A 22,489-nucleotide genomic window follows, 5' to 3' on the forward strand; every position below is an offset into this window, starting at 1 on the left:
GCAAGTGCCCGGCGAGTGGATGACGCGAAAAGGGATTGACTAACCAAGGCCCGTTACAGAAGCCCGGATGAAGCGAAAGCGTAATCCGGGATGGACTCCCCGCGGGGTGAAGCCCCGGATTGCGCTGCGCTCCATCCGGGCTACGGGCGAACGCCGCCTCCCGCACGCCCGTCAGCCATGCGCGTTCGCCTGCGCAAAAACACTCGCCGAACGAGCGGAACCCCGGTAGAGTACGTAAATCGCGAAAGTGCTTGCCTTGCCTTGACATTCAGGCTTTGGCCGCTATGTTCGCGCAACCTTTGGGAAGACTGGGTCGTATCGTGCGCAACATTATTACCAAACTGCTTATCGCCGTCGTACCCAGGCACACCGCCGGGGATGGCTAGCTGCCATCCAAATTCGGGCGGTGTGCATGGGGCCTCTGGGGCCCCTTTTTATTGCCCGAAGCCGAACTGACGAGAACCGACAAAAGCCGCGCAAAAACAAGCGCATCCGGAGCGAACCATGACCGACAAGAGCCACGATCCCAATCAGATGACCGGCGCCGCGATGATCGTGCGCGCGCTCATCGATCACGGCGTGCAGCATGTCTTCGGCTATCCCGGCGGTGCGGTGCTTCCGATCTACGACGAGATTTTCCAGCAGAGCGAGGTCGAGCACATCCTGGTCCGCCACGAGCAGGGCGCCGGCCATGCCGCGGAAGGCTATGCCCGCTCGACCGGCAAGCCCGGCGTGGTGCTGGTGACCTCGGGTCCGGGCGCCACCAACATGGTGACGCCGCTGACCGACGCGCTGATGGATTCGATTCCGCTGGTCTGCATCACCGGCCAGGTGCCGACCCACCTGATCGGCAACGACGCCTTCCAGGAATGCGACACCGTCGGCATCACGCGGCCCGCCACCAAGCACAACTGGCTGGTGCGCGACGTCAACGACCTCGCCAGGGTGCTGCACGAAGCCTTCTATGTCGCCACCACCGGCCGGCCCGGCCCGGTCGTGGTCGACGTGCCGAAGGACGTGCAGTTCGCCACCGGCACCTATCATCCGCCGCGCAAGTCCGACGTGCACATCTCCTACACGCCGCGCGTGAAGGGCGACGCGACCCAGATCCGCAAAGCGGTCGCGATGCTCGCCAATGCGAAGCGTCCGGTGATCTATTCCGGCGGCGGCGTGATCAATTCCGGGCCCGAGGCCTCCAAGCTGCTGCGTCAGCTGGTGGAGGCGACCGGCTTCCCGATCACCTCGACCCTGATGGGGCTGGGCGCCTATCCCGCGTCGGGTCCGAACTGGCTCGGCATGCTCGGCATGCACGGCACCTACGAGGCCAACATGACGATGCATGATTGCGACGTCATGCTGTGCGTCGGCGCGCGCTTCGACGACCGCATCACCGGCCGCACCGACGCGTTCTCGCCGGGCTCGAAGAAGATCCACATCGACATCGACCCGTCTTCGATCAACAAGAACATCCGTGTCGACGTGCCGATCATCGGCGACTGCGGCAACGTGCTCGGCGACTTGCTGCAGGTGTTCAAGGCGGAGGCGAAGAAACCCGACATCAAGGCGTGGTGGCAGCAGATCGCGCAATGGCGCGCGCGCAACTCGCTGTCCTACCGCAAGAACAACGATGTCATCCTGCCGCAATACGCGATCCAGCGCCTGTTCGAGCTGACCCGCGGCAAGGACACCTACATCACGACCGAAGTCGGTCAGCACCAGATGTGGGCGGCGCAGTTCTATGGCTTCGAGGAGCCGCATCGCTGGATGACTTCGGGCGGCCTCGGCACCATGGGCTACGGCCTGCCGGCCGCGGTCGGCGTGCAGGTGGCGCATCCGGACAGCCTGGTGATCGACATCGCCGGCGATGCCTCGGTGCAGATGACGATCCAGGAGATGTCGACGGCGGTTCAGTTCGAGCTGCCGATCAAGATCTTCATCCTGAACAACCAGTACATGGGCATGGTGCGGCAGTGGCAGCAGCTGCTGCACGGCAACCGCCTGTCGCATTCGTACTCCGAGGCGCTGCCGGACTTCGTCAAGCTCGCCGACGCCTATGGCTGTGTCGGCCTGCAGGCGACCAAGCCGTCCGATCTCGACGGCGCGATCAAGGAGATGATTGCGATCAAGCGCCCGGTGCTGTTCGACTGCCGCGTCGCCGCGCTGGAGAACTGCTTCCCGATGATCCCGTCGGGCAAGGCGCACAACGAGATGCTGCTGCCGGAAGAAGCGACCGACGAGGCCACCGCGAAGGCCTTCTCCGGTGGCAAGGCGCTGGTGTGAGGTGAGGGCGGATCATGTTTGATCTCAACGAGCTCGAGCGCGCGCACAGGATCGTCGGCACCGCGGTGCCGGCGACGCCGGCCTATGCCTGGCCGTTGCTGGCCGAGCGGCTCGGCACCGAGGTCGTGGTCAAGCATGAGAACCACACGCCGACCGGCGCCTTCAAGGTGCGCGGCGGCCTGGTCTATCTCGAGCGGCTGAAGCGCGAGCGGCCCGATGTGCCCGGCATCATCTCGGCGACGCGCGGCAATCACGGCCAGAGCCTGGCGTTTGCCGCAGGGCGTCACGGGGTGCCGGCGGTGGTTTACGTGCCGCGCGGCAACTCGGTCGAGAAGAACCGCGCCATGCATGCGTTCGGCGCCGAGCTTGTCGAGCATGGCGAGGACTTTCAGGCCGCGCGCGAAGAGGCCGAGCGCCGTGCCCAGTTCGCCGGCCTGCACATGGTGCCGTCGTTCCACACCGACCTGGTGCTGGGCGTTGCGACCTACGCGCTCGAGCTGTTCCGGTCAGCGCCCGATCTCGACATCCTCTATGTGCCGATCGGGCAGGGCTCCGGCATCTCCGGCTGCATCATGGCGCGCGACCTGCTCGGCCTGAAGACCGAGATCGTCGGCGTGCAGTCGACCGAGGCGCCGTCCTACGCGCTGTCGTTTGCGGCCGGAAAGATCGTGACCACCGAGACCAGCAACACCCTGGCCGACGGCATGGCGACGCGGATTCCGGATGCGGACGCGTTCGCGCTGATCCGCAAGGGCGCGTCCCGTATCGTGCAGGTCAGCGACGACGAGGTCGGGCAGGCGATCCGCGCCTACTGGACCGACACCCACAATCTCGCCGAGGGCGCGGGTGCCGCGGCGCTCGCGGCCGCGCTGCAGGAAAAGACCAGGCTCACCGGCAAGCGCGTCGGCCTGATCCTGAGCGGCGGCAATATCGATTTCGATCTGTTCCGGACCTGGATCGGGACGGATGCTGCGCCGGCCGCCCAGCGGGCGGTGGCGTGAACAGAATGTAAGGGGACGACCATGAACCAGCCCGCATCCGCCTACTTCCTCGAAGAGCGTCACGATCCGAACGAGACGCACACCCTGTCCGTGCTCGTGCAGAACGAGCCCGGCGTGCTCGCGCGCGTGATCGGCCTGTTCTCCGGCCGCGGCTACAACATCGAAAGTCTCACCGTCTCGGAGACCGAGAGCCAGAAACACCTCTCGCGGATCACGATCGTCACCACGGGCACGCCGATGGTGATCCAGCAGATCAAGCATCAGCTCGACCGCATGATCCCGGTCTACCGCGTCGTCGACATGACGCTGACCGGCAGCTCGATCGAGCGCGAGCTCGCGATGGTCAAGGTGCGGGGCGGTGGCGATCACCGCGTCGAGGCGCTGCGGCTCGCGGATGCGTTCCGCGCCCGGGTGATCGATGCCACCACCGAGAGCTTCGTATTCGAGATCACGGGCAATTCGTCCAAGATCAGTCAGTTCATCGACCTGATGCGCCCCTTGGGCCTGGTCGAGGTGTCACGAACCGGGGTGGCCGCGATCACGCGTGGGCCGGAAGGGATGTGAGTCATGTTGGCGCGCGACTGGTACTACACGCAACGGCGGCAGGTCGGTCTCGATACCGCGGTTGCCTCGATCTATGACGTCAGCGAGGACAGCGATGTCCGCGCCCGCCAGGCGCTGACCATGCTCGGCGTCAAGCCGGGCTGGCGGATCGCCGATATCGGCTGCGGCAACGGCGTGCTGGCGACCGAGGCGGCGCTGATCGGCGCCGAGGTCGACGCCATCGACATCTCGCCGGCGATGATCGGGCTTGCCGAAATCTACGCGCGCGACCGCAAGGCGAAGATCCGGACCCAGCCGGCCGGGCTGTTGTCCTTTGCCTATCAGCCGAATTCCTACGATCTCATCGTCAGCGAGTTCACGCTGCATCATCTGCCGGACTTCTGGAAGGCGGTGGCGCTGTCGCGGATCTTCAACGCGCTGAAGTCCGGCGCGAATTTCTATCTGCGCGACATGGTGTTCGTCAGCATGCCCGACGGTGTCGATCGCGACGTCGAGGGCTGGGCCGATTTCTCGATCAAGAACCACGGCTTCGAGCGCGAAAGCGTGATGACCCATATGCGCGACGAATACTCGACCTTCGGCTGGGTGATGGAGCGCATGCTGACCGAGACCGGCTTCACGATGGTCGCTGCCGACTACCATGCGCCGCTGCACGGCACCTATCTGCTGCGCAAACCGAAGCCGGACGAACAGATCTAGATCCCGACCGAAACGGAAGCAAAAGAAGAAGAACAATGAAGCCGGCCGATGTTGGCATCGCCGTCATGGTTGCGGTGATCTGGGGGCTTGCGTTCGTCGCAAGCCGGATCGCGCTCAATGAGTTCTCGCCGGAGCTCATGACAACGCTGCGCTTCGCCATCGCCGCGTTGCCCTGCCTGTTCCTGCGCAAGCCTAATCTCCCCTGGCCGCTATTGATCGCGATCAGCTCCACGCTGTTCCTCGGCCAGTTCCTCGCGCAGGCCTTTGCGATCGCGCATGGCGTCCCGGTCGGGCTTTCCAGCGTGGTGGTGCAGAGCCAGGCGCTGTTCACCATCGCGTTCGCGGCGATCGCCTTCGGCGAGATGCCGACGCGGCCACAGGTGATCGGCGTCGCGATCGCCGCGCTCGGTCTGTTGATGATCTGCGGCACGGTCGGCTATGACTTCAGCGTCGCCGCCTTTGCCATTCTGATGATCTGCCCGATCAGTTTTGCGATCGGCAATCTCCTGCTGCGGCAGGCGCACGCCGCGCCGATGTTCGACCTGTTCGCCTGGTTGTGCCTGTCGGCCGCGGTGCCGCTGGCGGTGCTTACCCTGATCAGCAACGGGCCGCAGCCGACCTGGCAGGCGCTGAGCCACATGTCGCTGACCGGGCTCGCTTGCGTGGTCTGCCTCGGCGGCATCTCGACCAGCATCGCCTACTGGCTATGGGGCCGGCTGCTCCGGGACTACCCGGCGGCGCAGGTGGTGCCGTTCGCGCTGCTGGTGCCGTTCGTCGGCTCCGCCGCCTCCAGCATCGTGTTCGGCGAGACATTCGGACCGCTGCGGCTCGCCGGCATGGTCACGGTGATCGGCGGCATCGCCGTGATGCTGCTGGCGAAGCGTCCAAAAGCGCTGCCGAAAGTCGCGTGAGGGCACCATGTCGAGCTCGCTGCTGTTCGCCTTTGTCGTGTTTGCGGTCGTGATGTTCTTCACCCCGGGCCCCAACAACATCATGCTGCTGTCGTCGGGGCTGACCTACGGCTTCCGCCGCACGGTGCCCCACATCGCCGGCATCACGGTCGGATTCGCCTTCATGGTGGGCGCGGTCGGCGTCGGGCTCGGCGCCGTCTTCATCGCCTATCCGGTGCTGCAGACGATCCTCAAATATGCCGGCGTCGCCTACCTGGTGTATCTCGCGGCGGTCATCGCCATGGCCGAGCCGCCCTCGGCGGACAAGGACGACAGGCCAGGCCGCGGCCCGATGACCTTCTGGGGCGCGGCCATGTTCCAATGGATCAATGCCAAGGGCTGGGTGATGGTGATCGGCACCATCACGGCCTATGCGGCGATTGCCGCCTTCCCCTGGAACATCGCGATCCAGGTCGGCCTGAGCCTGGTCCTGGGGACGGTGTCCTGCATCGTCTGGGCGCTGTTCGGCACCGCGCTGCGGCCGGTCCTGACCTCGCCCCGGGCGATCCGCGCCTTCAATGTGGTGATGGCCATCCTGCTGCTGGCCTCGCTCTACCCGGTCTTCATGGACGCATGATGCCGCACCGCGCCATGCGAGATGAGGGTTTCCCCTGGGCGGGAAAATGCTCTAGACAACGCCGGAAATTCGCGGGCGCCCGGCGGTTCTGACCTTCCGAAAGCCTGATTCATCGGCCGATTTTGGCCCCCTTCAAACGAGGAAACCACGATGCGAGTTTACTACGATCGCGATGCCGACCTGAACCTGATCAAGGGCAAAAAGGTCGCCATCGTCGGCTACGGCAGCCAGGGCCACGCCCACGCGCTGAACCTGAAGGATTCCGGCGTCAAGGACGTGGCGATCGCGCTGCGCAAGGGTTCGGCCTCGGCCAAGAAGGCCGAGAACGCCGGCTTCAAGGTGATGGAAGTCGCCGAAGCCGCCAAGTGGGCCGACCTCGTCATGATGCTGACCCCGGACGAGCTGCAGGGCGACATCTATCGCGAGCACCTGCACGACAACATGAAGAAGGGGGCGGCGCTCGTGTTCGCCCACGGCCTCAACGTGCACTTCAACCTGCTCGATCCGCGCGCCGACCTCGACGTGCTGATGATCGCCCCGAAGGGCCCCGGCCACACCGTGCGCTCGGAATATCAGCGCGGCGGCGGCGTGCCCTGCCTGATCGCGATCGCCAAGGACTCGTCGGGCAACGCCCATGACCTCGGCCTCAGCTACGCCTCGGCGATCGGCGGCGGCCGCGCCGGAATCATCGAGACCACCTTCAAGGAAGAGTGCGAGACCGACCTGTTCGGCGAGCAGGTGGTGCTCTGCGGCGGCTTGGTCGAGCTGATCAAGGGCGGCTACGAGACGCTGGTCGAGGCCGGCTACGCGCCCGAGATGGCCTATTTCGAGTGCCTGCACGAAGTGAAGCTGATCGTCGACCTGATCTATGAAGGCGGCATCGCCAACATGAACTACTCGATCTCCAACACCGCCGAATACGGCGAGTATGTCACCGGTCCGCGCATCGTCACGGCCGAGACCAAGGCGGAGATGAAGCGCGTGCTCGCCGACATCCAGGGCGGCAAGTTCGCTCGCGACTGGATGCTGGAAAACAAGGTCAACCAGACTTCGTTCAAGGCGACCCGCGCCAAGCTCGCCGCCCATCCGATCGAGGAAGTCGGCGCCAAGCTGCGCGACATGATGCCTTGGATCAAGAAGGGCGCGCTCGTCGACAAGAGCAAGAACTGACAGGCGAAGCCTGTCATTCCGGGGCGGTCCGCAGGACCGAACCCGGAATCTCGAGATTCCGGGTTCGCCTCTTCGAGGCGCCCCGGAATGACACGGTGATACAACAAAAAGGGTGGGCGCGTTGCCCACCCTTTTTCTTTGTTGTGAAAACGCTGGCGGCGATTAACCCGCCGCCATCGGCTGCTTCTCGATCCTGTTGTGCAGTTGCCAGAACCGCACGGTGCGCTGGGCGGTTTCCAGCGACAGCCGCCGGTAATCGCGCTGCGCGATCTCGATCGTCGCGTGGTCGATGGCATGCGGCAGCGGCCGCTTGCGCAGGATGGCTTCGACCGTCGGCCAGTTCAGCTTTGCCGAGCGGCACGGGATCAGCAGCAGGTCGGAGCGTAGCCCGAGCATCAGCCGCTCGATCATTGCGATCGGCATGTCGTTGAGCACGGCGAGCGCGACCGTGACCTCGTCGAACTTGCCTTGCTCGGCGAATTTGTAGACCGCTACATCATCGAGCTCGTTGAGCTGCTTCATCAGCTTGACCAGCTCTTCGGCGATGCCGTAGTTGCGGCGCGGCGCCGCGGCCTCTTCCTGGGCGATGTCGTTCAGCACCTGGCTGATCTCCTCGCGGGCCCGGGGCGAGGCGATCGCGAGCAGGCGGGCGCGCACCGTCTCCTTGGCGCGCAGCAGCAGGTCGCGCAGCAGCTTGGCCGGAATGTCGATGCGCAGGCCGAGGATCTCGACCAGCTCGTCGTCGCCTTCGGCGCGGGCGACGATGGTGGAATAGCCTTTGTCGGAGAACTCCGCACCGGCGTTCTTGGCGAGGCGCCGGATCACCCTGTCCTCGCCGCGATCGATGATCACGTCGGTGACGAATGCCGGCAGGTTTTCCCGCGCGGAGATCGCGAACAGATGGTCCTGGCCCTTGCTGCTGGCAATCTCGCGCAGTGCGGCGTTTGAGAGGCGGCTGGAGTGGGTCAGCACCTCGCCGGCGACGCCGATGTCGTCGTCCCAGGCAAGGTGATGAATCACGTCAAACGGCGCGTAGTCGAGCGGCGCGAGCCGCTTGCTGAGCTCGGCCCGTGCCCGCGTCTCGACGCGCGCCACCAGGAGGCAGAGCACGTCGTCGAACACCTTGACCTGTTCATCGTTGAGGCGGTCGCCGTCGTTCAGGAACAGATCGGTGACCTGCCGCAGCGTCTGCACGCGTTTGGCCGATGTCCCGTCCCGGACCGCATCCTCGAGTTCGGCAATAATCGATTGTGACGCCTGTTGCGCCATCGATGGGCAACCTTGTTTTTGTTGAATGACCCTGTCCGGGCACCATGCAGGGCGCGGTCTTACACCTGCGTTAAGGTGGAACCCGGTGCAAATACGGTGTGCATTGCCATCCTTAACGGGCCGCGACCGGATACGATTCAATTCGCGCTTTCGATGCAGCCGCCGACGCGGCTGCATTTTAAGAGATCGTTTAGGACGATGCGCGCTGCGCGACGGCGAAGATATCGATCGATGCGGCGCGGCCGCGCAATTGCGTCGAGCCGAGCGGCTCGACCACAAAATCCAGCTCCGACGGCAGCAGGCGAAGCAGTTCGCCAGAGATCAGCAGCGGCCGGTCAGCCTCCTTGCAATGCGCCTGCAACCGCGCCGTGACGTTCACGGTGTCGCCGAAATAGGCAATCTGCCGCCGCGAGTCCCCGCATTCGGCGACGACCACCGGACCGGCATGCATTCCGGCCCGGAACGCGGGCGCCACGCCGAACTGCTTGCGATAATAGTCGGCACGCTTGGCGAGGCGATCGGCGATCGCGAACACGCAGCCGAGCGAGCGCAGCGGCTGGCCTGCGTCGACCGGCCAGGTCACGATGACTTCGTCGCCGACATAGGCGTGCACCTCGCCGCCATGCGCCACGATCGGCGCGTCGATGTCGGAGAAGAAGCGCGTCAACAGCTCCTGCACGCGCAGCTCGCCCATCTGTTCCGCCAGCGTCGTCGAGCCGACCAGGTCGAGAAACAGCAGCACGCGCTCCTCGCGCACCGGCTGGCGATAGCGTCCGAGCACGACATTGAGCAGCGTCCGTCCGCCGATCATCCGGACCAGTTCGTAGATCGCTGTGATCGGGATCGACAGCAGCAGGGAGACGCCGATGATCTTCAGGAAGGTTTCGCGGAAAAATTTCGTGTCGATCCCGTGCTCGTTGAGCACGACCTCCAGCACAATCGCGGCAACCGCGACGGTGACGGCGAGGATAACGGAGCGGGCAAGCAACTCGACAATGAGCGGCCGTTGCCGCAGCCAGCCACCACGCGCGGCCAGATAGAGGTGCGTGGCCCAGACGATCAGGGTGATGGCGGCGCCCTCAATGGCGCTGCGGACGTAGTTCGCGACCGACGCCTCGTTGGGCCGATCGAAGGCATAGCGAAACAGCCCGCCGACGAGCAGGCCGACCACGGCCAGAATGATCACGGGCGTCAGGTTGCGCCGCATGGTGCCTCCACGCTCATGAAATATCCTGCGCGGATCGGGAAGGCCAGCCGGGGTGCGGCGTGACGTGAACGGGATGCATCGTGGGCGCACTCATATATGGTCCGGCTGCAGGACCAATCGGAAAGGGAAGGCGGCATGACATCGGCTCTCGCGACAGGCGCGTGCAGGCTCACTCCCCTGGTAGCGGCCGCTTTCATCATCGCCGCTTCCTCGGCCTTCGCCGGCGATCAGGGCGATCCCGAGCAATCCTGCGACGGCAGCACCTACCAGATGGTCGAGTGTCTCATGGGCAAGACTGCGCAGTGGGACAAGCGGATGAACGTCGCCTATCAGCAGGCGCTGAAGGATGCCGCCGGCGACAAGCAGCGCGAGCAGTTGCGCACCGCGCAGCGGCTGTGGATCCAGTACCGCGACGCCAACTGCCTGTATTACGACCTCGGCGAGGGCACCATCGCCCGGCTCGATGCCGGCGAATGCATGCGCAGCATGACCGAAGTCCGGGCCAAGGAACTGGAGAATCTCGGCCATCAGTGAGCCATCTTCCGGAGTCAGGACCGAGCTCATGACCGACGGAAAGAACCTGGACGAATTGACCCAGCTTGCGGAGGAGGCGCTGCGCGCGCAGCCCGGCTGCGAGACCGCGCGCGTGCCGGCGGTCGCCGCGCTGCCTGATGCGCAGATCGGGCGCAACTGGGAGATTCCGAACGTCGTGCTCGGCGACAGCCTGATCAGCGACGTCGATCGTGCGGTGCTGTCGGTTCATCGCCGGCTCGGCCGCAAGTTTCATTTGGTGTGAACTGGCTTGATCTCAGCCCGCCTGCGCCTCGCGTGGCGCCGGCCGGGCGGCCATGCTGATCATCCTGAGCGCGAACACTGCGGCGAGCGGCACGAGAAACAGTGCGTAGAGCGGCATCTCCGGGATACGCTTGCCGAACGACACCATGAACTGCAGCAGCAGATAGTAGCCGCCGATCAGATGCAGCCTGCGCCAGGCGTGTGCACCGAGCAGCGCGGCCGTGCGATCGAACGACGTCGCGGTCAGCGCGATGATGATGAGATAGCCGATGCCGCCGAAAATGTAGGAGACGATAGAGGTCGCGGCCGTGAAGCCGGCCGGATCGAGCATCGCGAACGCGGTGATCGCGACCGCATGGATGGCGTGCGACGCCGCGAAGGTGACGCCGAGATAGCGGCGGTTGCGGCGCTGCCAGTGCGTCCAGGCGCTCGGCCGGAGCCGCGCCAGCGCTGCGGCGGAGAAGGCGAGGCAGAACAACAGCAGCGAAGTCCGCGCCGTGAAACGGATCACCATCCGCACGCCCTCGACCTCGAACTGCCGCATCGCGGCGATCCAGATCGAAAGCCCGATCAGGGTCAGCGTGAGCAGGCCGAACAGCCGCCAGCCCTCGAACCAGTTCCGCCGCGTTGTCATGTCCCGCCTCCCGATGTTTGATGTAATCACCAGTTACATTTCACAATCGCGCGCGGTCAATCCGTGTAATCGGTGCTTACATTCACGAGTGGGTGATGCTAGAGCATTTCCCATGCGTCGCCCCGCCAAAACTCCGCCTGCCGGACGCCGACCCGCCAAGCCGCGTCCAGCGCGAGCGGCGGCGGCCAGGCCGTATCATCACGGCGACCTCCGCCGCGTCCTGATCGATGCGGCCATGCAGCTGGTCGGCGAGGGTGGGCCGGAGGCGGTCAGCGTGCGCGAGGCCGCCCGCCGCGCCGGGGTTTCACCGGGGGCGCCGTTCCGGCATTTCCCGAGCCGTGATGCCCTGATGAATGCGGTGGCCGAGGAGGCGCAGCGCCGCTTCCGCGCCGAGATCGAGGCGGCGCTGGCGGATGCGCCGCCAGGCGATCCGCTCGGCCGCTTCCGTTGCCTCGGGATCGCCTATCTGCGCTGGGCCATGAAGAACCCGACCCATTTCGAGATCATCTCCAGCCGCCGCTTCTTCGACCACGACCGCTCGGCCGGCGTCTCCAGCGACAATGCCGAGTTGATCGGCCTGACCGAGCGCACGCTGGCGGAGGCATTTTCCGCCGGCCAGCTCGGGGGGCGCGACCTGAAGCAGGTCCAGATCGCCGGCCGCGCGCTGGTCTACGGTTTTGCGCGGATGCACATCGACGGCCATATGCCGCGCTGGGGCGTCGGCGAAGCGGAGGTCGAGCAGATGGCGGCCGATGTCGTCGACCTCTTCATCGCGGGCATCGCCGGCCGGGCTGTGCCTTCAGCCAAGGTCTGAGACGCGCTGCGCCGGGCGGGGCGGGCAAATTCATTGCGCGTTCATGACGATTCAATTACGATTTTATGACACGGCGCAGACACCGGCTGTGCGGTGTGCCTCCTGGCCTTTGCCAGTCAAGGCCGTGGCATTGCGCCGGGTAAGTATTGCGTCCCGCCCATGGCGCCCGCGCCTCAGCAAAACTCTTCCGTTGCCGCACTGGCCGGCGGTCTTGCCGCGATCGGCATCTGGCGGTTGATGGCGGTCGCCGCACCGCATCTCGGCGCGTTGATCCTGATGTTGCGGACCGAGACCGATTTCGGCTCGCGGCTCTGCTTCCTGCTGACCTGGGGAATCCTCAACTTCCTGTTCATCGCGCTGCTGCGCCGGCCGGCGCTGTCGGGCGCGCTGTCGCTGACGCTGGTCGTGGTGCTGGTGCTGCTGTCGCGGTTCAAGCACGACGTGGTGCAGATGACCGCGAATTTCGTCGACCTGATGGTGATCGATCGCGACACCGCGGCGTTCCTGCTGACGATCTTCCCCAACCTGCGCTGGTCGATCATCGGAGCTGGCCTGGTCACGCTGCCCTTGATGTACGCGCTGTGGTGGCTCGATCCGTTCCGCATCCGCCGCCTGCCGGCCGCGGCCGCCTGCCTTGCCTGCACCGCAGCGCTCTCGGGTTACGCCTTCGCCTGGCCGGAAGAAGCCTGGCGCGGCTATTACGACGACGGCTATCTGTCGAAGTTCGCGCGCTCCGGCGTGACTGCGGTGTCGGACTTCGTCGCCTATGGCTTCATGGAGTCGGATCCCTCGGCGAGCGATCAGCTCAAGATGCCGCTGGTCGAAGCCTGCCATCCCGCCGGGCGGCGGCCGAACATCATCATGATCCATGATGAATCGAGCTTCGACATCCGTACAGCACCCGGCGTCAAAGTGCCGCCCGGCTATGGCAACCACTTCAAGTCCTATGACGGCGTCGAACGCAAATTCCTCGCCGAAAGCAATGGCGGGCCGAGCTGGTTCACCGAGTACAACGTGCTGGCGGGATTGTCCTCGCGCTCGTTCGGCCGGTTCGCCTATTTCGTCACCCGCATCGCGTCGGGCCGGGTCGAGCGCGGCCTGCCGCTGGCGCTGCGCCGCTGCGGCTACGATACGCTGTCGCTGTATCCGGCGTTCGGCGCCTTCATGAGTGCGCGCAGCTTCCAGACCACGACCGGCATCCAGCATTTCTACGACGCGCATGATCTGCATGTGAAGGACGTCGAGCCCGACAGCTTCTTCTACGACAAGGCGCTGAAGCTGATGGCCGAGCAGAAGACGCTCAGTGCGCCGCTGTTCACCTTCGTCTATCTCGCCGCCAATCATTTCCCGTGGGAGACGAAATTCCGTCCCGAGCTGCTGCCGGAGTGGAAGCGGCCGGGCAACACGCCGTCGGTCGATGAATATCTGCGCCGGCAGGCCATGAGCGCCAACGATTATGCCGGCTTTGTCGCGGCGCTGAAGAAGAAGTTCCCGGCGCAGCCGTTCCTGATCGTGCGCTACGGTGATCACCAGCCGGAGTTCTCGCCGCAGCTGCTCGATCCCGAGCTCGACGAGGCCGGCATCGGCAAGAAGCTGATGGACTACGACCCGCGTTACTACGCAACATACTACGCGATCGATGCCATCAACTTCGAGCCGGTGAAGAGCCCGGCGGTGATGGACACGATCGATGCGGCCTATCTGCCGCTGGTGATTCAGGAGGCCGCGGGCATTCCGCTCGATCCCTCGTTCGAGGAGCAGAAGGCGATCATGCTTCGCTGCAACGGCGCGTTCTATTCCTGCAGGGATGGCGCAGAAGCGCGCCGCTTCAACCGCCTGTTGATCGACGCGGGGATCATCAAGGGACTTTGAGCAAGCTTCGCGCCGGCACGTTCCGGCCGCGGCATGCGCAGCCGCAACGGCTGATCCGCACATCAAGGCGATCGCGTCACGAACTAGACTAACGTCGGTAGACGAAGGTCGGCTGCGCGAAACCGCGTGCATTACTCATTTGTAATTGCCTCGCCGAGATTTCGTCACGATTGGCTCGATGATCGGTCGCGCCGTTGCCACGATGTTCATCGGCGCGCAGCGTCAAATCAACCAATCCCGCCCTTCTTGCAGGAGTGTTTGCCCATGCGAGCGCTCGATGTTGCGCGCCTTGTCGCCGCCTTCGGACTTGCTGTTCCCCTTGCGATTCCCTCAGCCTACGCCGCCGAGCCGCCTCATGACATCAAGGGGCTCTACATGATGACGGACTATCCGGCCGTCACCATCAGGCCCGGCACCACCTCCAACATCTCGCTGCGTTTGCAGAACTACGATCTCGGTCCGCAGCGCTACAAGCTTTCGGTCGAGGGCGTGCCGAGCGGCTGGACCGCGACGCTGCTCGGCGGCGGACAGCCGGTTGCGGCCGCGATGCCTGCGCCCGACTCCAGCGTACCGCTGCAGCTTCGGCTCGACGTGCCCGCGAACGCTTCGCTCGCCGAGCAGACCTTGACGGTGACGGCCGAAGGGCAGGGCAGCGAGGCAAGCTTGCCGATCGTGGTCGCGCTCGCCAAGGAGCTGCCGGCCAAGCTGACGGTGTCGTCGAAGCTCCCCGAATTGCGCGGCAGCCCGAAATCGAATTTCGAGTACACGCTGACCATCAAGAACGACAGCGGCCGCAACCTCGTCGCAAGCTTCGCGGCTGCGGCGCCGCAAAACTTCGAGACCTCGTTCACCGAGGCCTATGGCACGCAGGAACTGTCCTCGATCCCGATCGATGCCGGGCAGTCCAAGGATATCAAGCTCAAGGTGCGGCCGCCGAGCGCGATCGATGCCGGGCATTTCCCGGTCAAGGTCACGGTCAACGCCGAGGATGCGAGCGCGCAGACCGAGGTGGCGCTCGACGTCGCCGGTCAGCCGCAGCTTCAGCTCTCGGGCCGTGACGGGCTGCTCAGCGCGCGCGCGGTCGCCGCCGAGCAGAGCACGATCCCGGTCGTCGTCACCAACAGCGGCACCGCGCCGGCCGAGAATATCGAGCTCGCCGCGACGGCGCCGAGCGGCTGGAAGGTCACGTTCCAGCCCGCCAAGATCGAGCGGCTGGTGCCCGGTAAGGATACCGAGGTGCAGGCGCTGGTGACGCCGAGCGACAAGTCGCTCGCCGGTGACTACCAGGTCGGGATGCGCGCCACCTCGCGCGGCGAGACGGCGTCGAGCCAGTTCCGCGTCACCGTGAGCACGTCCACCGTCTGGGGCATGGCCGGGGCCGGCGTGATTGGCATCGCGCTGCTGTTGATGCTGGGCGCCGTCGCGAGGTTCGGACGGCGATGAGCGAGCAGCAGCACCCCAGCACTGCGCCACGGCCGGAGGCCGTCATCGCAGCGCGCGATCTCACCAAGCGCTACGGCAACACCAGTGTCGTCGACGCCATCAACTTCGACATCGCCAAGGGCGAGGTGTTCGGGCTGCTCGGCCCGAACGGCGCCGGCAAGACCACCACCATCCTGATGATGCTCGGGCTCACCGAGATCTCGGCCGGCCGGGTCAGCGTGCTGGGCTTCGATCCGGCGCGGCAGCCGTTACAGGTCAAGCGGCGGGTCGGCTATCTGCCCGACGCCGTCGGCTTCTACGACCATCTGACCGCGGTCGAGAACCTCGCCTACGCCGCCAAGCTGATGGGGCTCGGGGTGGCCGAACGGTCGCGGCGGATCGCGGCGGCGCTGACCCGGGTTCGTCTGCTCGATGTCGCCGACAAGCGGGTTGCGACCTTCTCGCGCGGGATGCGGCAGCGGCTCGGGCTTGCCGAGATCATCGTCAAGCGCGCCGAGATCGCGATCCTCGACGAGCCGACCTCGGGTCTCGACCCGCAGGCGACCATCGAATTCCTCGACCTGATCAGGGAGTTGAAGGCCGAGGGCGTCACCGTGCTGCTGTCCTCGCACATGCTCGACCAGGTCCAGCGCGTCTGCGATCGTGTCGCGCTGTTCCGCGCCGGCAAGATCGCGATGATGGGCTCGGTGGCGGAGCTCTCGGTCCAGGTGCTGGGCGCGGGCTTCGTCGTCGAGGTCGAGGCCGACGGCGCCGGGATTGCCCGGCGGCTTGCGGCGATCCCGGGCGTCGGCAATGTCGAGACGCTGGCCGACGATCGCTTCCGCATGACCGCCGACCGCGATGTCCGCGCCGACGCCGCGCGCGCGGTGGTCGCGGCCAACGGCGCGCTGCGGCGGCTCTCGGTCGACGAGCCGAGCTTAGAGGCGATCTACGCCCATTATTTCCAGGCCACCCCGTCAGGAGGCGTGCGCGATGCGGCGTGAAGGTTCAGCATTCCAGGGTGTCGGGGCCGTCTTCGTCAAGGAGCTGTCGGACAACATCTCGAGCGTCCGCATGCTGATGCTCGAGCTTCTGATCGTGGTCACAGCGATGGCGGCGCTCTACGAGGCGATCGCGGCGCTGCGCCAGAACACCGCGGAGGATCCGTTCCTGCTGCTGCGGCTGTTCACGGTGAGCCAGGCGCCGCTGCCGTCCTTTGTCGCCATCCTCGGCTTCCTGATCCCGCTGATGGCGATCGGGCTCGGCTTCGACCTGATCAACAGCGAGCACAACCGCCGCACGCTGTCGCGGATCCTCGCGCAGCCGATCTATCGCGATGCGCTGCTGCTCGGCAAATATCTCGCCGGGCTCGCGACCATCGCGATCAGCCTGACCGCGCTGTGGCTGTTGGTGATCGGGCTCGGCCTGATCTTCCTTGGCGTACCGCCGGGCGGCGAGGAGATTGCCCGCTCGCTCGCCTTCCTGGTGATCGCGATCTTCTATGCCGGGGTGTGGCTGTCGCTCGCGATGCTGCTCTCGATCGTGTTCCGCTCGCCGGCGACCGCGGCACTGGTGGCGCTCGGGATCTGGCTGTTCCTCACCGTGCTGTGGCCGATGCTGGCGCCGGCGATCGCGCAAGCCATCGTGCCGCCCGATCCGCGCTTTGCCGCGCTCGGGCTCGACACGCCGGGCACCGCGATCTGGACCCAGCTGCTGCAGCGTTTCTCGCCCAACGATCTGTTTGGCGAGGCGATGCTGGCGGTGCTGTCGCCGACCACGCGTACGCTCGGCCCGGTGTTCCTCGACCAGATCCGCGGCGCGGTGATGGGCGCCCCGCTGCCGTTCGGCCAGAGCGTGATGATCGCCTGGCCGCAGACGGTCGGCCTGATCGCCTGCACCATCGTGCTGTTCGTCGCGGGCTACGTCCTGTTCCAGCGGCAAGAGGTGAGGGCGTAGGGCGCAGGGCCGCTCAGCGCGACCCGACCTTCTCCCACAGCCAGCGTGCCACGGCGTCGGGCGATGATGATGCGTCGTTGCCCGACGCGCGCAGGTTTGCCTCGCGCATCTCGGCAATGCCGATCTTGCCGAGCAGCGGCCGCAGCGCCGCCTTGAGCGCCTCGTCGTCACGCCGCTTCGGCGACAGCAGCACGATCGCGTCATAGGGCGGGATGGCGTGCCTGTCGTCCGCGAGCGTGACCAGGTCGTACTTTGCGATCAGCCCGTCGCTGGTGTAGCCCGCGATGACGTCGACCTCGCCCGAGGCGACCGCGGCATACATGAAATCCGGCTGCATCGTGCGCTGGGCTCGGAACGTCAGTCCATAGGCATTCTGGATGCCGGCCCATTCCGGCCGCGAGAAGAATTCATAGTCGCCGGCGATCGACATCGTCGCGGCGTGTGAGGCGAGGTCGGCGATCGAATGGATGCCGAGCTGATCGGCACGCCTCTTCGGCATCACCAGCGCATAGGCATTCTCGAAGCCGAGCTCGCCGAACAGCGTGATGTCCTGCTTCGCCAGCGTCGTCTTCAACTCGCTCAACAGCTCGGCGCGTGGCCTGATGTCGCTGTGGTGGAACTGATTGGCCCACAGCGTGCCGGAATAGTCGATATAGACGTCGATATCGCCGGCAGCGAGCGCATCGAAGATCACGTTGGAGCCGAGGCCGGCGCGGGTCGTCGTCGGCAGTCCGGCCGCTTGCAGCCGCTGTGCCATCAGCGCCGACAGCACATATTGCTCGGTGAACGTCTTGGCGCCGACCACGTAGCGCGCCAGCGGACGTGCGAACGCCGGAACCAGCGTCGCCGCGATCAGCGCCGCAATGCCGAGCCCGCCGAGCGCGGCGCGGATGCGGCTGCGATTGCGCAGGCCGTTCTCGATCAGCGCAAGCAGCTGGTCGACGACAAGCGCGAGCACCGCGGCGGCGAAGCAGCCGAACAGCACGAACACCCAGTTCTGGGTCTGCAGACCCGCGAAGATGTAATTGCCGAGGCTGGTCTGGCCGATCGGCGTCGACAGCGTCGCGGTGCCGATCACCCACACCGCGGCGGTGCGGATCCCCGCCATCATGACCGGCAGCGCCAGCGGCAATTCGACCATGGTGAGCGATTGCCGTGGCGTCATGCCGACGCCCTCGGCGGCCTCCAGCACCGCCGGATCCACGCCCGACAGGCCGGTGATGGTGTTGCGCAATACCGGCAGCATCGAATAGAGCGCGAGCGCCAGCACTGCGGGCAGGAAGCCGAAGGCGGAGAAGCTGAAGCCGAACCATGCCGCGGTCACGGCGGTGAGCGCCAGCAGCAGCGGATAGAACAGCGCGAGCAGTGCCAGACCCGGCACCGTCTGCACGATGCTGGCAAGCCCGAGCAGCGCGCCGCGCAGCACCGGCCGGTTGCGGGCGATGATCGCGAGCGGCAGGCTGATCAGAAGCCCGAGCGCCAGCGCGGCGACGCTGACCCGGACATGATTGCCGAGGTAATCAGGCAGATGCGCAAGCGCCTCGCTCCAGCGTGGATCGCTCATGCCGAGGCGTCCCGCGGCAGCAATGCGCCGAGGCGCTCGGCCTGTCGCCGCGGCGTGCGCAGGAGTTCGCCGACATAGGCGTCGGTGTTGGCCGCAAGCTCCGCTGCCGTGCCTAGAGCGAGCAACCTGCCGCCGCGCATCACCGCGACGCGATCGGCCAGCAGCAGCGCCTCGGTCATGTCGTGGGTGATCATGACAGTGGTCAGGCCGAGCTCGCGATGCAGGGTTCGATAGTCGTCACCGAGCGCGTCGCGCGTCAGTGGGTCGAGTGCGCCGAACGGCTCGTCCATCAGCACGATGCGCGGCTTCGCAGCCAGCGCACGCGCGACGCCGACGCGTTGGCGTTGGCCGCCGGAGAGCTCGTGCGGCAGGCGGTCGCGATGTTGGGCTCGGTCGAGCCGCACGAGATCGAGCAGTTCGTCGACCCGTGCGGAGATCTCCGCCTGCGGCCAGCCGAGCAGTTTTGGCGTGATGCCGATATTGCCGGCCACGGTGAGATGCGGAAACAGCCCGCCGCTCTGGAAGACATAACCGATGCGGCGCCGCAGCAGGATCGGATCGAGGCGGCTGACGTCTTCGCCCTCGACGGCGATCTTGCCGCGGTCGGCTTCGATCAGGCGGTTGGCCAGCCTGAGCAGCGTCGTCTTGCCGGAGCCCGAGCCGCCGACAACAGCCAGGAATTCACCCTCGGCGACGTCAAGCGAGACGTCGTCGACCGCCACCACGCGACCATTGTCAAAACTCTTGCCGACATGCGCGTAGGCGATCAGCGGCGTTGCGGGCATTCGGTCCTGTCCCTCCCAAGGGGCCGCCGGATCACCGGATCGGTTGTGGCATGCACATCTGATCTATTATGCTGTTGGCAGCGTTGACGGAAGGGCGGCGAAGGGCAGCAATGAGCGCCGATCAGTGCAGTTACGACTACTGGCTCGGCGCCAGGGAACTCAAGTACAGCGCCGCCGGCGTAGAGCGTTCCGTCAAGCCGGCCGCCACGATCCGGCGGGCGCGGGCCGTCCTCGATATCATCGGCGTCACCAAGGTCGCCGACGTGACCGACCTGGACCGGATCGGCATTCCGAATTTCACGGCAGTGCGGCCGCACGATGCCGGCCCTGGTATCTCCTATTACAGCGGCAAGGGCACGACGCGCGACCAGGCTCATGCGGGTGCGCTGATGGAGGCGATCGAGCGGCATGCGGCCGAATGGTACGACGGTCCGATAACCGCTGCATCCCACGCCAATTTGCGCCAGCAAGGTGCTTGTGTGGACCCGCTTCACATTCATGTGCCGACGGTCCGCGATTATAGCGAGAAGCTGCGCCTGGAGTGGGCACAGGGATTCGACCTGATCGGTCACCGTCCCACATACGTGCCGGTCAACTGCCTGCTGGCGCCTTACCGTCCCTATTTGGGGGCGCTGCTGTTCTATTCGAGTACCAACGGTCTCGCCTCCGGGAACACCAGGATCGATGCGCTTTGCCATGCGCTGTGCGAGGTGATCGAGCGCGACACGACCGCGCTGGCGATGGCGGAGGCGTTGGTTAGGCCGGCAGTGGCCACAACTCTCTCCGAGATCGGATTTGACGTCCGCCGATCGCCGGAGCCGGGGGACGCGCCACTGATCGCGCTTCGAAGCTTGCCCCGTCAGTCGGCGGCGCTGGTCCGCAAGATGCAGCGCGCCGGCATCGAGGTCGAGCTGCGGAATTTGACGTCCGCGATCGGGATTCCGACGATCGACTGCATCATCACCGAACGGGATGGTCCGGCGGGTGTCGCCGTCGCCTATGGCGGGGCCGGCACCCATCCCGACGCGCGTATCGCGCTGACCCGCGCCCTGACCGAAGCTGCGCAATCGCGGGTTACCGGAATTCATGGTGGCCGGGAGGACATCCCGGATTACGCATCCGCCATTCCGCGCTCCGCACCGGAGCCCGGTCATTCAACGATCAGCTTTGGCGAGATTCCGTCACGCGCGCATGCCACCGTGAACGAGGACGTTGAGTTCATCATTGACAGAATGCGTAACGCCGGGTTCGATCAGGCCGTCGCATTCGATCTGACGCGGGCGGAGGTCGGAATTCCGGTGGTACGGGTTGTCGTGCCGCGCGCCGAATCCTGGACGCTCTTCATCGAGCATGGCGGTCGTGCGAGTCTGGGGCCTCGGGCGTTGCGGCAGATCACATGAACCAAACCGCTGCGCCGATGGCCGATCCGCAGGCTTCGCTGAGGATGATCGTGTTTTCCGGTCCATCGATCACCGAGACCGAGCTGCGCAAGCACGCCGTTGCCGCCCATGCGCCCCCGGTTCGGCGGGGTGATCTCGCAATGGCCGATGACTACGACATCATCGTGATCCTCGATGGCGAGTTCGGCCAGAGCATGTCGGTGTCGCCCAAGGAGATCCTAGCTCTGCTCGCGCGCGGAAAAACTGTGATCGGCGCTTCGAGCATGGGGGCGCTCCGCGCATCCGAGCTCGACCGCTGCGGCATGATCGGGGTCGGCTGGGTGTACGAATATTTCCGGCGGAGCGCGGTTCGCCGCGACGCCGATGTCGCCCTGGTCTACTCGCCGTTCGACATGAAGGCGATGACGGTGCCGATGGTCGATCTCGAATTCTGGATGGAGGGTGCGGCGCGGGCGGGCCTGGCGTCGCGCAAGGACGGGGTTCGCCTGCTCAAGGCGGCCAGGAGCATCTTCTATGCCGATCGAACGCCAGACCGGTTGATTGACGTACTGCACCACGTGGCAGGTGCCGAGATGCTTGCAGCGCTGCTCGGGTTCTCGGGTGGAGCCGTTCCAAGTGTCAAATCGCTCGACGCGGTCGAGGCAGTATGTTTCGGAGCGTCATTGGTCGCGCGCGGCCGCCGGGGCGGGTAGCGCCCCGCGGACGGGAAGGGGACGGCAATTGGACGTCGACGCGCTTTCAACGCCGAGCCGGCAATTGAAGGAGCTGCTTGGAAAGGCGCTGCTGGACGACGAATTGCGCGCGCGGTTGTTCGCCGATCCCGGCGCAGTCGCGCGGGAGCTCGATCTTGCTCCCGCCGAGGCCCGGGCCCTCACGCGGCTCGACCGTGCAGCCTTCGAGCAGCGGGCTGCCCGACTACGACAGGTCTGAGGCTGCGCCAGCTGCGGCAGATCTGTTCAGGGTGCCTCCTGATCAGGATGTTTTGGGCGGGCAACACATTGTGAACCGGAGCAAGGTTGGACGGGTGCTGTCGGCCGCGTATTCCCATTCCAACTTGACCTCATGCACCTTGCTGCCCGCTGGCAGGTCTTCGACGTCGACAATGATGCAGATCGGATCCGGTTCCGAGTTGAAGCACTTGCGAAGGCAGGCGTCCAGCAGCGCACATCGTGTCAGCGGGATGACGTCGGGCTCGTCTTTCGATAGCGGCGTCGTATTGGGTTGGTTGGTGAGATCGAGACGGGCTTGCCCCATCTCCTTGGTCCAGTACTGGCCGGCCCCGAATGGCCAGTCTTTCAGCGGTGACAATACCGGCTGATATTGCCCGTACTCCATGGTCGCCATGTGGATCTGGTTCGAGGCCTTGAGCTTGGCCACGCTCGCTCTCATGGCGTCGATGGGATGGTAGAGCTGGTTCATATGATCTTTGAACTGTTGATTGTTGTAGATCGCGCCGCCGAATTTGGTGGGCATAATCGGGGATCCTTTCGAAACAAAACCGTGATGGCACTACCGCGGGAAGTCTACGCA

At 65.6% G+C, this 22,489-nt stretch carries 24 protein-coding genes; 17 read left to right on the forward strand and 7 right to left on the reverse strand.

Going from position 1 to position 22,489, the window contains the following annotated elements; translation table 11 throughout:
• The first annotated feature begins 504 nt into the window (after nt 1–504).
• The 7 genes from QMZ05_RS24925 to ilvC all read left to right on the forward strand — a co-directional run bounded on the left by QMZ05_RS24925 (nt 505) and on the right by ilvC (nt 7,241).
• Nucleotides 505–2,280, forward strand: coding sequence for an acetolactate synthase 3 large subunit (locus tag QMZ05_RS24925; protein WP_353703151.1), 1,776 nt, complete (start codon nt 505–507; stop codon nt 2,278–2,280).
• 14 nt (nt 2,281–2,294) lie between these two features.
• Nucleotides 2,295–3,281 carry a threonine dehydratase gene (locus QMZ05_RS24930; protein ID WP_353703152.1) on the forward strand — a complete coding sequence of 329 codons (987 nt, stop codon included), beginning with the start codon at nt 2,295–2,297 and terminating at the stop codon, nt 3,279–3,281.
• Nucleotides 3,282–3,302: 21 nt separating this feature from the next.
• On the forward strand, nt 3,303–3,845 hold the full coding sequence (ilvN, locus tag QMZ05_RS24935; protein ID WP_016841057.1) for an acetolactate synthase small subunit: 543 nt from the start codon (nt 3,303–3,305) through the stop codon (nt 3,843–3,845).
• A 3-nt stretch (nt 3,846–3,848) separates the two neighbouring features.
• Nucleotides 3,849–4,544: a class I SAM-dependent methyltransferase gene (locus tag QMZ05_RS24940; protein ID WP_353703153.1), complete on the forward strand. Its 696-nt coding sequence runs from the start codon at nt 3,849–3,851 to the stop codon at nt 4,542–4,544.
• A 35-nt stretch (nt 4,545–4,579) separates the two neighbouring features.
• On the forward strand, nt 4,580–5,455 hold the full coding sequence (locus QMZ05_RS24945; protein WP_353703154.1) for an EamA family transporter: 876 nt from the start codon (nt 4,580–4,582) through the stop codon (nt 5,453–5,455).
• 7 nt (nt 5,456–5,462) lie between these two features.
• A complete protein-coding gene (locus tag QMZ05_RS24950; protein WP_353703155.1) occupies nt 5,463–6,071 on the forward strand; it encodes a LysE family translocator in 609 nt (202 codons plus the stop codon).
• 150 nt (nt 6,072–6,221) lie between these two features.
• Nucleotides 6,222–7,241: a ketol-acid reductoisomerase gene (ilvC, locus tag QMZ05_RS24955; RefSeq protein ID WP_050401884.1), complete on the forward strand. Its 1,020-nt coding sequence runs from the start codon at nt 6,222–6,224 to the stop codon at nt 7,239–7,241.
• A gap of 162 nt (nt 7,242–7,403) precedes the next feature.
• Here the strand turns inward: ilvC and QMZ05_RS24960 are convergent, their stop codons facing one another.
• Both QMZ05_RS24960 and QMZ05_RS24965 read right to left on the reverse strand, forming a co-directional pair.
• Entirely contained in the window at nt 7,404–8,510 is a 1,107-nt protein-coding gene (locus QMZ05_RS24960; protein WP_353703156.1) for a DUF2336 domain-containing protein, read from the reverse strand.
• A 190-nt stretch (nt 8,511–8,700) separates the two neighbouring features.
• Nucleotides 8,701–9,717: an adenylate/guanylate cyclase domain-containing protein gene (locus tag QMZ05_RS24965; RefSeq protein ID WP_353703157.1), complete on the reverse strand. Its 1,017-nt coding sequence runs from the start codon at nt 9,715–9,717 to the stop codon at nt 8,701–8,703.
• A 135-nt stretch (nt 9,718–9,852) separates the two neighbouring features.
• Here QMZ05_RS24965 and QMZ05_RS24970 point away from each other — a divergent pair, with 135 nt between their 5' ends.
• The gene (locus QMZ05_RS24970; RefSeq protein ID WP_353703158.1) at nt 9,853–10,251 is read left to right on the forward strand and encodes a lysozyme inhibitor LprI family protein; all 399 of its coding nucleotides are present in this window, start codon (nt 9,853–9,855) and stop codon (nt 10,249–10,251) included.
• A gap of 28 nt (nt 10,252–10,279) precedes the next feature.
• Nucleotides 10,280–10,513: a hypothetical protein gene (locus QMZ05_RS24975; RefSeq protein ID WP_353703159.1), complete on the forward strand. Its 234-nt coding sequence runs from the start codon at nt 10,280–10,282 to the stop codon at nt 10,511–10,513.
• Nucleotides 10,514–10,525: 12 nt separating this feature from the next.
• On the opposite strand, the gene QMZ05_RS24980 is transcribed toward QMZ05_RS24975, so the two are convergent.
• Entirely contained in the window at nt 10,526–11,146 is a 621-nt protein-coding gene (locus QMZ05_RS24980; RefSeq protein ID WP_353703160.1) for a hypothetical protein, read from the reverse strand.
• Nucleotides 11,147–11,381: 235 nt separating this feature from the next.
• Here QMZ05_RS24980 and QMZ05_RS24985 point away from each other — a divergent pair, with 235 nt between their 5' ends.
• Together QMZ05_RS24985 and QMZ05_RS24990 are read left to right on the forward strand one after the other, a co-directional pair.
• Nucleotides 11,382–11,960 (forward strand): TetR/AcrR family transcriptional regulator, encoded by a 579-nt coding sequence (locus QMZ05_RS24985; RefSeq protein ID WP_353703161.1) that lies wholly within the window; start codon nt 11,382–11,384, stop codon nt 11,958–11,960.
• Between the two features lie 159 nt (nt 11,961–12,119).
• A complete protein-coding gene (locus QMZ05_RS24990) occupies nt 12,120–13,832 on the forward strand; it encodes a sulfatase-like hydrolase/transferase (protein WP_353703162.1) in 1,713 nt (570 codons plus the stop codon).
• Between the two features lie 88 nt (nt 13,833–13,920).
• Here the strand turns inward: QMZ05_RS24990 and QMZ05_RS24995 are convergent, their stop codons facing one another.
• The gene (locus tag QMZ05_RS24995; protein ID WP_353703163.1) at nt 13,921–14,067 is read right to left on the reverse strand and encodes a hypothetical protein; all 147 of its coding nucleotides are present in this window, start codon (nt 14,065–14,067) and stop codon (nt 13,921–13,923) included.
• Between the two features lie 29 nt (nt 14,068–14,096).
• Here QMZ05_RS24995 and QMZ05_RS25000 point away from each other — a divergent pair, with 29 nt between their 5' ends.
• Genes QMZ05_RS25000 through QMZ05_RS25010 form a run of 3 tightly spaced genes read left to right on the forward strand, consistent with a single transcriptional unit; the run spans nt 14,097 to nt 17,210 of the window.
• Nucleotides 14,097–15,275 carry an NEW3 domain-containing protein gene (locus QMZ05_RS25000; protein ID WP_353703164.1) on the forward strand — a complete coding sequence of 393 codons (1,179 nt, stop codon included), beginning with the start codon at nt 14,097–14,099 and terminating at the stop codon, nt 15,273–15,275.
• Complete coding sequence (locus tag QMZ05_RS25005) at nt 15,272–16,258, forward strand: ABC transporter ATP-binding protein (RefSeq protein WP_353703165.1); 987 nt, start codon at nt 15,272–15,274, stop codon at nt 16,256–16,258. Before QMZ05_RS25000 ends, QMZ05_RS25005 begins: the two co-directional genes overlap by 4 nt.
• Nucleotides 16,248–17,210, forward strand: coding sequence for an ABC transporter permease subunit (locus QMZ05_RS25010; protein WP_146990515.1), 963 nt, complete (start codon nt 16,248–16,250; stop codon nt 17,208–17,210). The genes QMZ05_RS25005 and QMZ05_RS25010 overlap by 11 nt, the downstream gene beginning before the upstream one ends.
• A 13-nt stretch (nt 17,211–17,223) precedes the next feature.
• On the opposite strand, the gene QMZ05_RS25015 is transcribed toward QMZ05_RS25010, so the two are convergent.
• Nucleotides 17,224–18,774: an ABC transporter permease/substrate-binding protein gene (locus tag QMZ05_RS25015; protein WP_353703166.1), complete on the reverse strand. Its 1,551-nt coding sequence runs from the start codon at nt 18,772–18,774 to the stop codon at nt 17,224–17,226.
• Nucleotides 18,771–19,559 (reverse strand): ATP-binding cassette domain-containing protein, encoded by a 789-nt coding sequence (locus QMZ05_RS25020; protein ID WP_353703167.1) that lies wholly within the window; start codon nt 19,557–19,559, stop codon nt 18,771–18,773. The genes QMZ05_RS25015 and QMZ05_RS25020 overlap by 4 nt, the downstream gene beginning before the upstream one ends.
• A 110-nt stretch (nt 19,560–19,669) precedes the next feature.
• Here QMZ05_RS25020 and QMZ05_RS25025 point away from each other — a divergent pair, with 110 nt between their 5' ends.
• The 3 genes from QMZ05_RS25025 to QMZ05_RS25035 are packed head-to-tail and all read left to right on the forward strand — an operon-like array spanning nt 19,670 to nt 21,889.
• Nucleotides 19,670–20,959, forward strand: a complete 1,290-nt coding sequence (locus QMZ05_RS25025; RefSeq protein ID WP_353703168.1) for a YcaO-like family protein — start codon at nt 19,670–19,672, stop codon at nt 20,957–20,959.
• Nucleotides 20,956–21,651, forward strand: a complete 696-nt coding sequence (locus tag QMZ05_RS25030; RefSeq protein WP_353703169.1) for a TfuA-like protein — start codon at nt 20,956–20,958, stop codon at nt 21,649–21,651. The genes QMZ05_RS25025 and QMZ05_RS25030 overlap by 4 nt, the downstream gene beginning before the upstream one ends.
• 28 nt (nt 21,652–21,679) lie before the next feature.
• A complete protein-coding gene (locus tag QMZ05_RS25035) occupies nt 21,680–21,889 on the forward strand; it encodes an Os1348 family NHLP clan protein (protein ID WP_353703170.1) in 210 nt (69 codons plus the stop codon).
• Between the two features lie 42 nt (nt 21,890–21,931).
• Here the strand turns inward: QMZ05_RS25035 and QMZ05_RS25040 are convergent, their stop codons facing one another.
• Nucleotides 21,932–22,432 carry a hypothetical protein gene (locus QMZ05_RS25040; RefSeq protein WP_244067306.1) on the reverse strand — a complete coding sequence of 167 codons (501 nt, stop codon included), beginning with the start codon at nt 22,430–22,432 and terminating at the stop codon, nt 21,932–21,934.
• Nucleotides 22,433–22,489 lie beyond the last annotated feature (57 nt).

Source organism: Bradyrhizobium sp. INPA03-11B (assembly GCF_040446015.1).
Taxonomy (GTDB): domain Bacteria; phylum Pseudomonadota; class Alphaproteobacteria; order Rhizobiales; family Xanthobacteraceae; genus Bradyrhizobium; species Bradyrhizobium macuxiense_A.

Coding starts and splice junctions, on each gene's coding strand:
- QMZ05_RS24925 (WP_353703151.1), top strand. CDS start 505: ATGACCGACAAGAGCCACGATCCCAATCAGATGACCGGCGCCGCGATG.
- QMZ05_RS24930 (WP_353703152.1), top strand. CDS start 2,295: ATGTTTGATCTCAACGAGCTCGAGCGCGCGCACAGGATCGTCGGCACC.
- ilvN (WP_016841057.1), top strand. CDS start 3,303: ATGAACCAGCCCGCATCCGCCTACTTCCTCGAAGAGCGTCACGATCCG.
- QMZ05_RS24940 (WP_353703153.1), top strand. CDS start 3,849: ATGTTGGCGCGCGACTGGTACTACACGCAACGGCGGCAGGTCGGTCTC.
- QMZ05_RS24945 (WP_353703154.1), top strand. CDS start 4,580: ATGAAGCCGGCCGATGTTGGCATCGCCGTCATGGTTGCGGTGATCTGG.
- QMZ05_RS24950 (WP_353703155.1), top strand. CDS start 5,463: ATGTCGAGCTCGCTGCTGTTCGCCTTTGTCGTGTTTGCGGTCGTGATG.
- ilvC (WP_050401884.1), top strand. CDS start 6,222: ATGCGAGTTTACTACGATCGCGATGCCGACCTGAACCTGATCAAGGGC.
- QMZ05_RS24960 (WP_353703156.1), bottom strand. CDS start 8,510: ATGGCGCAACAGGCGTCACAATCGATTATTGCCGAACTCGAGGATGCG.
- QMZ05_RS24965 (WP_353703157.1), bottom strand. CDS start 9,717: ATGCGGCGCAACCTGACGCCCGTGATCATTCTGGCCGTGGTCGGCCTG.
- QMZ05_RS24970 (WP_353703158.1), top strand. CDS start 9,853: ATGACATCGGCTCTCGCGACAGGCGCGTGCAGGCTCACTCCCCTGGTA.
- QMZ05_RS24975 (WP_353703159.1), top strand. CDS start 10,280: ATGACCGACGGAAAGAACCTGGACGAATTGACCCAGCTTGCGGAGGAG.
- QMZ05_RS24980 (WP_353703160.1), bottom strand. CDS start 11,146: ATGACAACGCGGCGGAACTGGTTCGAGGGCTGGCGGCTGTTCGGCCTG.
- QMZ05_RS24985 (WP_353703161.1), top strand. CDS start 11,382: ATGCAGCTGGTCGGCGAGGGTGGGCCGGAGGCGGTCAGCGTGCGCGAG.
- QMZ05_RS24990 (WP_353703162.1), top strand. CDS start 12,120: ATGGCGCCCGCGCCTCAGCAAAACTCTTCCGTTGCCGCACTGGCCGGC.
- QMZ05_RS25000 (WP_353703164.1), top strand. CDS start 14,097: ATGCGAGCGCTCGATGTTGCGCGCCTTGTCGCCGCCTTCGGACTTGCT.
- QMZ05_RS25005 (WP_353703165.1), top strand. CDS start 15,272: ATGAGCGAGCAGCAGCACCCCAGCACTGCGCCACGGCCGGAGGCCGTC.
- QMZ05_RS25010 (WP_146990515.1), top strand. CDS start 16,248: ATGCGGCGTGAAGGTTCAGCATTCCAGGGTGTCGGGGCCGTCTTCGTC.
- QMZ05_RS25015 (WP_353703166.1), bottom strand. CDS start 18,774: ATGAGCGATCCACGCTGGAGCGAGGCGCTTGCGCATCTGCCTGATTAC.
- QMZ05_RS25020 (WP_353703167.1), bottom strand. CDS start 19,559: ATGCCCGCAACGCCGCTGATCGCCTACGCGCATGTCGGCAAGAGTTTT.
- QMZ05_RS25025 (WP_353703168.1), top strand. CDS start 19,670: ATGAGCGCCGATCAGTGCAGTTACGACTACTGGCTCGGCGCCAGGGAA.
- QMZ05_RS25030 (WP_353703169.1), top strand. CDS start 20,956: ATGAACCAAACCGCTGCGCCGATGGCCGATCCGCAGGCTTCGCTGAGG.
- QMZ05_RS25040 (WP_244067306.1), bottom strand. CDS start 22,432: ATGCCCACCAAATTCGGCGGCGCGATCTACAACAATCAACAGTTCAAA.